The following is an 8,164-nucleotide window of genomic DNA, read 5'->3' on the forward strand; positions in this document are numbered from 1 at the left end:
CTTTAGGACAAATCTGTACCCGTTTTAACACCTGTTCTTAAATCGTGCAAACGAACAACCATAAACAGGAGCTAAACCACCTTTTTTTTAGTAGTATACATAACTAAAATTAGGTTTCATAAAACAAACTGGTTAGACCTGAAACAACCAAAGAGGTTCATAATGAGTTTTTGAGTTGGATCTATAATTCTACGAAATTATTTAACTTGCTATGCAGCATTGAGTGTTCCATTAACTACATGTAACCGGTTCACCATCCAACCTCATCTACTAATAATATACCAACAAAAAAGCCAGCTGGTAAGCTGACTTTTTTGAGAGATTACAAATTTTAATCAATTGATACTTCTATATTTACTTTGCAAGATTTGCGAGGTTTGCATTTGCCCTTTTCTTCTGCTTTGTTGTCACACCCTGCACTTGCGCTTGTTCACTGAGCGCCATGGTTTCGGTTTGAGCTAAGTTAACGTCCGGAGAACCATGATTAGTTTTTAGAACTGAATCATTCTGATTTGCGATCGCAACAGGCGGCAAGGTCTCTACAGTCACAGGCATGGAGTTTTTGGCCAGTTCTGTAGACATTAATTCCAACCGCTGTTCCTTTGCTGTCTCAGGCTTTACTGCATCACTGACATCAGTTTGACAATTAGTTGAAAATACAGCAGCAGGATTCTTGCAATTATTAATCTTTAAAATTAAATCGTTGAATTTCGAATCAAGCATAAGACTTATTTGTTCTTTCAACTGTTCATTACTTAAATCACTCTTTTTAAATTCATCATTAAAAAACCGATTTAGATCAGCAGCCGTTAATCTCTCATTCAGTCCATTAATAAAACTTGATAGCTCGGGGAAGAGGTTATTTAGCACTAACCCCGTAGTGATTGCAGACCTTATTATGGAAAGCTGTTCGCCACGATGTGTTAAGTCACTTTTTTTTAGAAAATTATAGGCATACGGAGATTGCCTTTCCGATAACCAAAACGCGCTAATCTGGATGCGATCGTTTTCCTTCTCAGTTTTTTTTGTCATACCCCCCCCCCTTTACAAAACCATCATCACGCAAAAACAGTATCTGCAATAGCCAGTGAGAGAGCGAATTGCGGATTATCTACCATGATGATTTTCGATTTATCAAAATGTTCACGCACTGCCGGTTCAATCAGGTAAGAACCCCCACCGACTAGGAATACATTGTGCGGACGTTCTTCCACCTGAGTGACTGCTTTGATCACTTTTTCTTGAAGTTGCGCTACGGCACTATTTACGGCTTGGAAGACACCATCAAGATCATCGGAAGAAACCTTTAGTGAGGCTTTGTTATCACGATTGTCGACCAAGTGTTGAATATACGCGTAGCTTGCGTTCAGCTTTGAAGAATCCAGATAACGACGGACTTCATCATATACGATAGAACAACCAATACGGTCAAAACCCTTGACTCGGGAGATCTGTTCCAGCTGACCAGTAATGCTTGCTACATCAAGTGTTGTCCCACCTAAATCGATAACCAGGCTTGATTCAAAAGATTCAATTAACTCAATTTCATCTGCACGAGTTACCGCCGGAAGTGACTCAGGAAACACGGTAACTGAAACAACATTAAATGAAACACGCTTACCATCAATATAACGTTCAACCGGCTTCATCAGGTTGTCTTTTTTCCGTTGGATGTTTTCGTCATTGGTTTCACCCAAAGCGGTATAAAACTGACTAAGTGGCAATGTTACATAGAGATGAACATCCTGCGGCTCTAAACCAGAGGAATGAAGAGCATGGTGAACATTCAGACGACTGATCTCATCGTACTGATGCGCAACGTCGGTAGTTTCAAGGGCATTACTAGATTCACTGTGATGAGAGAATCGTTGAAGGCCATCAATAAGGTAATTAAACGGAATAAGCCCGTCATGGCTTACCCGGAAATCTGCAACGAAACTATTTTGAGTCAATAAGGGAACAAGGTCACCTTGATTGTTAACACAAACCAGTTTTGCCGCTTTACTACCATCATCAATAACAACTTTAAGTGTCTCTAATTCAGTAGAGTTTGATTCAGCTACAGCCAGTTTTGTTTTTACTAATTCAGTCATGCAGAACCCCTCGAATTGGTTTAATTAACCCACCACTTTTGATATGGGATTTATACACTAATGGTTGCTTTAGGTCAACAAAAACGAGGCAAGAAACACACGTAAGTTATTGTTAAAAAAGAATCCTTCGTTTTTAAAAATTGTCTTGCTCTACTTTATGTACACTTGATAAAAACACACATAAATGACGTTTTCTTCAGCTTTACGACACTAAAAAATCCTATCCAAAGACGGCACTTAAAAGTCTCTCTGTGCGGATACTACAGATGAATTCAACTTCTATTTTGCCTAAGCGCAGAAATTAGCCCTCTTAACGAAAATATTGCCGACACTCATCCGGTATTATTACTGTACTTTCTAGAAGAGGCATTTATGGCATCTGAGCACGTCCAGACAATTGACCTGACTAATTATTCCGGAAGGGTTTTCTTTCTGGCAGACCCCCATGGACATTATTCGACGCTTTGTAATCTTATCCATTCGATATCGAGCCCAGATGAGGAACTAATCATTTTCCCTACCGGGAATCTCTTTGATTATGGTCCTGAGCCCATGGAGTTAATGACAGCGATAAACACTGGTATTTTTGATGGACGTTCTGTGCGAGTGTTCTCAGCAGCCGGGGCTGGTGAAGAGATGATGAAGAAGCTCTTACCCACAAATAATGATCGTAGGACTTATTACCCAAGCACATTTCTTAACGAACGGTGGTGTGCAAGAGGCGGACGTTGGCATAAACAAATTAACCGCAGTTATCTTGAAGAGGAGATCAGCAAACTGCTCTCCACCCAGCTGGCCACGGTGATGAAGGTGCTTTTTAAAGGAAATATTACTATCGGTGTTTGTCCATCCGACTACACGGACATACGACAGGGTTTCGACAATACCTATAACGCTCTCCTCGCGTTTAATCAGGCAAACGTGAATATCTTTCAGAGTCAGTTTCTTTTTGGTATGGATCACGCAGTCAGCCCAATGAATATTAGCGATGTCAACCTCGTTGTACTGGGTCGGAATCCGGTCAATAGCATCAGAAAGGCTCATGGGTTACCTTTGACTAACTTACCTGTACTCGTCGGCAACTGTCTCCATATCAATACTGGCTCGCTGTTCATGTCAGCAATTAGCGATCCAGCACTACTAGCCCCAGGTATACCTCGTACTACAGTTCCGGCAATAACGCTGGTCGAGTTGATACTGGCCTCAACACCAACCCTAATTTGCCACCAAATGATCCTTAATAAGAACGGCATTTACACACAAAACACAACACCACTTGACCTGGATTTAAAAGATAACAACATAGAGGCTGCTTTATAATGCAGAAATTAAAACTGATAATTTTACCGGTGCTGGCATTTGTGTGGCCATCAATCAATGCAACCGCATCGACTAAAACACCAATGCCTACTTCTCAGCAGTCAGTTGCTAAATCTGAGGCTAACTATGAATTTATTTCTATTTCTGCAAAATATGTCGACGGTATGTGGCTTGTTAATGGTCAACAAAGACCTGTAATTAAAACAAGCATGACTAAGCGTAACTATCTCCAGATCGCAAATCAGTCAACACTTACGCCTTTGAACCTTGTGATACCCAAAATTGCATTTGACGTTATAGCCAAAAATGGCGTTTTGTTATCAAATATTGTATCCCTGGATGAAGATGCAGCCGGTAAAAAAATTCTATGGTTAGAGCCGGGTTCCAGCCTGACAATCTCTTTCGTCAATGACCTATCCAGTACCCCATTACAGGCGATAGTGTCCGTAAGTAAATTGAATAAAAGCGTTATTGCGATTTTTGGACCAGACCAGGGTAAAAAATTCACCCTCCCCCAAACTTCAAAATCACAGGATTTTTCAAAGGAGTATGACCCTTCACCAGAAGTCGCACTACGTCTCAATGTGCCCAAAAAAATTCACTCTTCCGTCACAATCCCAGATGTCGCGACTGCATCATTACCGTCCTCACATACCTACGAGATTATAGCGACTGATAAACTCAGGTCTTTTATGTTTTCAGAGTTTGTTTGGGTTGGTAAACGTAACAGCTTCCTCGTTGGTTCTAATTATTTCTCCAAAAATTTGACGGTTTACCCAGGTGAAGAATTCGATATCAGCACCATACAGAAAACGATTATGAGGGCTAGTAATGATTAAAGCAGCCGGAGTGATTTTTATCTGTCTTTTGACTGGCTGTCAGTCGGTTGGAAGCAAAATTGCAGACCTCCCCTCAGTAGGTTTCGACCCTGTGATGAGCAACAAAAGTGAATCCTATACCGACGGAAAAGTTACTTTTCTGATTGAGAGTTCAGGCACTGATGTCTGGCTGCTCGCCAAGAATGGTACCAAGGAATTTATTGAGTTATCGGATCTAAATCTAGCCGGAAGCCGTTGCACCTATTCATCGCGTGGGAAACTGTTATTAACACCTGGTTCAGTTTCATTGTTTACTGTTCCGACTGTTGGTTTACTCGGCCTTTGCTACGACAACACTGACCAATTAACGTTTATTAATAACGCATTTACCAAAATTTCACAAAAGTCGAGTGATGGACCCACATTGCCATTGTTGTTCAGTATTAGATATGAATTTCCCGGCTCGGGTGAAACAAACACAACGCTAGTTACGCAATCATTAAGTCTTGCATTTTTGGAACAGGAGCAATCATGAAATCTATATTGGCCGTCATCTGTATTTGCTGCTGCGAGGTGGCTTTTGCTTATCCTTATCGCATCTACACAGCACCTGATGGTGCCATTGTGAAAAATATACTGACCAATGAAGTGATCGGTAGGACACCGGTTGAAGTTGATGTCAGTAATACTGAAGCAGGCTCCACGTTCGGGATATCTATGTATCGGCATGAGAATGTTGCAATAAAAATATTCACAGTAATGCCAAGCGCGGAAAATAACTTTACTGTTTCAGGTCCCGACGTTGCAACAATGTCTTTACCAGGTAAAGCCCCTTTAAACGTAATTAATGACAGTAATGCAGCAGCAGTTCACATAGATCTCAGGCCTTTTCTTTCTGAACCTGTACATCAACCCATTCAATAGTTAATTTAGGTCCCTGTCATGGGGACCTGCAATCTCATTTATAAGGATATTTGTTCTAAAGATCATGCAGTTACACGCATCTAGAATGATTAAGGCTTTACAGTATTGATAATGGAGGGAATGAAATTAAGGTCAACATAGTAATAAATCCGCATCCTTGCGATGCGGATTAATGCAAAATTTAATTATTCTTTTTCTTTCAACTTCGATTTTATAAACTCCTCAATTTCTGCGATCAATTCGCTATTAATTCTATTAAATTCAAACCTAATTTTTCTTCCAGACGCATTTTTGCTAATCCTTGCATATTTATCTTTATTATCAAACACGGCTAATTCACGAGTTTCCCACCCCTTGCTAGGAGGTTTTATGTCAAGCTGTTCAACTACTGTAGTAATTTTATCTATTACTGTCTTCTGTGCTTCGGAAATATCGGTTACATCCAAGCTCCTTATTTCCTCCCGAACATTATCTACAACTTCCTCAAGAGAGAATAAATTCTTTTCGACGTACTTCTGTAGTCGGGATAAGCGATTGTAATACGAGTTAGGAATACCTTCATAGTCAGGAAAGAGAGCAATAAGAGAATTATCTATCTTCGCCGCCTGGATACGCTTAGAAACAGATACATGGCTGATTCCGAGATAATTAGCAAGCTCTTCATTAGTTGCAAATCCAAGGTCTTTCATTTTCTGTAAATACTGGAATCCAACTTCACGGTAAGAAAATCTCCGTGATGTCTGTGCTGCTGTAATGATGGAATTAATATCTTCCGGGGATAATTCATCCGGCAACACCCATAGTGGCAAATCCTTCGCAGATTGAATACAACAGAAACGCCTACGACTGCCCTCTATAAGCAGATACACCCCATTTCGTTTGACAGCAACGCCTTCTGTATCAACACCACGTACCTTAATTTGTTCCAGGATATCTCGAACTGCATTTACAGTGAGAGCTTCCTGGTTTCGTGGGTTCATAGGGTGTACTGCGGTTTCCAGTTCCACCTTCTCAGCCGGTACAATGATGTGTTCAGCTTCCAGCTTACGTCCATTATGTAAAGCAAACAGCTTCCTCAGTCGAGGCTGTGATTTCAGGCCTGGAAGCCCGGAGCGATGGCTGACTTCAGTACGCTTAGGTGCATTAATATAACGGGATTTGTCATTCCCGATATGCTGCTCATCACTCATGCGTTACTCCTTTCTTTCACAGAAAAACTCTTAATCTCATTTATAAATTGCTGGTAGACCGCCATTACAGATTCTTCAGCCACATCAAGCTGCTTAGGTGAGCAAAGCTCTTCAGACTTTTTAATATCCAATACGGTTCTGCCCCTTGATGCTGCGGCTTTAAACGCTTCGGAATTTTTAATATTTGCAGACATAAAGAGTTCCTGCACTGTTCTTACCAGTTTATCCAGAACAATTTTTTCATATGGACTCTTATCGTCTACGTTAACAGCCAGCACTTTGAACCACCTCAGATTTTCGCCCTTGCTCGGCGATTGTTTGAAACGCTCGCTGATGGTCAACATGAAATCAGTTGTGGAAGCATAATCGTATTCACGAGGTGATACGGCAACAAGAATGCCATCAGCGGCTTCATCAGCTGCCCAAGTGATTGGCGAATCCTCTGGTGGAGTATCGATGATAATCAGGCCGTATTTTTTCTTCAAAACAGGCAGAATAACTTCTTTGAATCGAAGTAATAGCTCTGTTCGTTCTTCTCTGGAACACTGCCAGTATTTATCTTTAAATCGCGCATCTGTAGGAAATGCTGTAATAACATCAAGATTCGGTAGGTGTGTCGAAAAAGGCATACTCTCAATGATTTCTTCTTCCGAATACCCTAAATCAAGGTATTTTTTGTAATCTGAGTCCTCTTCATAAACCCCTAAGATGGCGTCAATAGCAGTGAGGAAAACATCATCTTCCGCTACACTTTGTATCATCCCGCTACCAATTGAGCCTTGTGGGTCCCATTCGATCAAAAGTGTCCTTGCGTTTAGATGCATATCAAGCGCTGCGGCTACAGCAAGAGCCCCTGAAGTTGTACTCTTACCCGTGCCGCCCTTATGGTTCTGCGTTACGATTGCACGGCTATGGTAATAGTCGCTGTACCGAGGACAGCCCAGAGCATCCATGATTTTTTGGACGTCCCACCTGGTATAGAGATGGTTTTTGTTCTGAAAGATAGGAGCACCAACCAGACCTCTATCTTCAAGATCGGCAAGGATTTTATTAAAGGTGACGCGTGACTTGCCAAAAAAATCTGACAGATTTTTTTTATTCAAACAATGGTTATAGATGAGGCGATCTACACCTTCAACACTATCATCCGAGACCGAAACCCTTGAAGAGACCAATAATGACTCCTTCAGGGAAATCTGCTCGCTCTTCATTCGTTGACCGACAAGGGCGATCTTATCAATTAGATTCATTCTCTTCCGATCCCTTTTAACCTAAATAATGAAATTAAACGCATATATGTACACTTTACGCATAATGCGTACATTCGTGCCTTATGCGTTTAATTGTAACCGTAATTCTAACTATACGCTAACGTTCTGTTTCTTTTTCGTCGATTATGGGATATCAGCCTCATCGGTTTACTTTGTTATGTGTAAAAAGAGAGTTATAAGGAATGACTTTCAACATTGGCGATAGCAAACTACCGACTTAACAAGAGTCAGCTATGTGGCAACTAACGTCAATTCCCCTGTATTCAAAAGCATCTCTTTTTGGGCTGGCGATTAACGGGGTTAAATGTTCCGGCACTCAAACAGCATCCCGCCCTGGGCTGGCGATTAAGGGGGTTAAATGTTCCGACACCCGGACAGCGTCCCTCCCTTGGCTGGCGATTAAGGGGGTTAAATGTTCCGACACCCGGACAGCGTCCCTCCCTTGGCTGGCGATTAAGGGGGTTAAATGTTCCGGCACTCAAACAGCATCCCGCCCTGGGCTGGCGATTAAGGAGGTTGAATGCTCCGGCACCCGGACAGAATTCGGC

The 8,164-nt window shown here is 41.5% G+C and carries 8 protein-coding genes; 4 read left to right on the forward strand and 4 right to left on the reverse strand.

Annotated elements, in window-relative coordinates:
• Window positions 1-354 precede the first annotated feature (354 nt).
• Together ACMWLG_RS17905 and parM are read right to left on the reverse strand one after the other, a co-directional pair.
• A complete protein-coding gene (locus ACMWLG_RS17905) occupies window positions 355-1,032 on the reverse strand; it encodes a hypothetical protein (RefSeq protein ID WP_015063117.1) in 678 nt (225 codons plus the stop codon).
• A 26-nt stretch (window positions 1,033-1,058) separates the two neighbouring features.
• Window positions 1,059-2,093, reverse strand: a complete 1,035-nt coding sequence (gene parM, locus ACMWLG_RS17910; RefSeq protein ID WP_015063116.1) for a plasmid segregation protein ParM domain-containing protein — start codon at window positions 2,091-2,093, stop codon at window positions 1,059-1,061.
• 372 nt (window positions 2,094-2,465) lie between these two features.
• On the opposite strand from parM, the gene ACMWLG_RS17915 reads away from it, so the two are divergent.
• Genes ACMWLG_RS17915 through ACMWLG_RS17930 form a run of 4 tightly spaced genes read left to right on the forward strand, consistent with a single transcriptional unit; the run spans window position 2,466 to window position 5,155 of the window.
• A complete protein-coding gene (locus ACMWLG_RS17915; RefSeq protein ID WP_015063115.1) occupies window positions 2,466-3,413 on the forward strand; it encodes a metallophosphoesterase in 948 nt (315 codons plus the stop codon).
• The gene (locus ACMWLG_RS17920) at window positions 3,413-4,252 is read left to right on the forward strand and encodes a hypothetical protein (RefSeq protein WP_015063114.1); all 840 of its coding nucleotides are present in this window, start codon (window positions 3,413-3,415) and stop codon (window positions 4,250-4,252) included. Before ACMWLG_RS17915 ends, ACMWLG_RS17920 begins: the two co-directional genes overlap by 1 nt.
• Window positions 4,245-4,766: a hypothetical protein gene (locus ACMWLG_RS17925; protein WP_015063113.1), complete on the forward strand. Its 522-nt coding sequence runs from the start codon at window positions 4,245-4,247 to the stop codon at window positions 4,764-4,766. The genes ACMWLG_RS17920 and ACMWLG_RS17925 overlap by 8 nt, the downstream gene beginning before the upstream one ends.
• A complete protein-coding gene (locus tag ACMWLG_RS17930) occupies window positions 4,763-5,155 on the forward strand; it encodes a hypothetical protein (protein WP_022652165.1) in 393 nt (130 codons plus the stop codon). Before ACMWLG_RS17925 ends, ACMWLG_RS17930 begins: the two co-directional genes overlap by 4 nt.
• A gap of 185 nt (window positions 5,156-5,340) precedes the next feature.
• On the opposite strand, the gene ACMWLG_RS17935 is transcribed toward ACMWLG_RS17930, so the two are convergent.
• The gene (locus tag ACMWLG_RS17935; protein ID WP_022652164.1) at window positions 5,341-6,345 is read right to left on the reverse strand and encodes a ParB family protein; all 1,005 of its coding nucleotides are present in this window, start codon (window positions 6,343-6,345) and stop codon (window positions 5,341-5,343) included.
• On the reverse strand, window positions 6,342-7,595 hold the full coding sequence (locus ACMWLG_RS17940) for a ParA family protein (RefSeq protein WP_015063110.1): 1,254 nt from the start codon (window positions 7,593-7,595) through the stop codon (window positions 6,342-6,344). Before ACMWLG_RS17940 ends, ACMWLG_RS17935 begins: the two co-directional genes overlap by 4 nt.
• Window positions 7,596-8,164 lie beyond the last annotated feature (569 nt).

It is taken from the genome of Enterobacter sp. 01-M-02-SI-ECC (assembly GCF_047530595.1).
GTDB classification, from domain to species: Bacteria; Pseudomonadota; Gammaproteobacteria; order Enterobacterales; family Enterobacteriaceae; genus Enterobacter; species Enterobacter cloacae_M.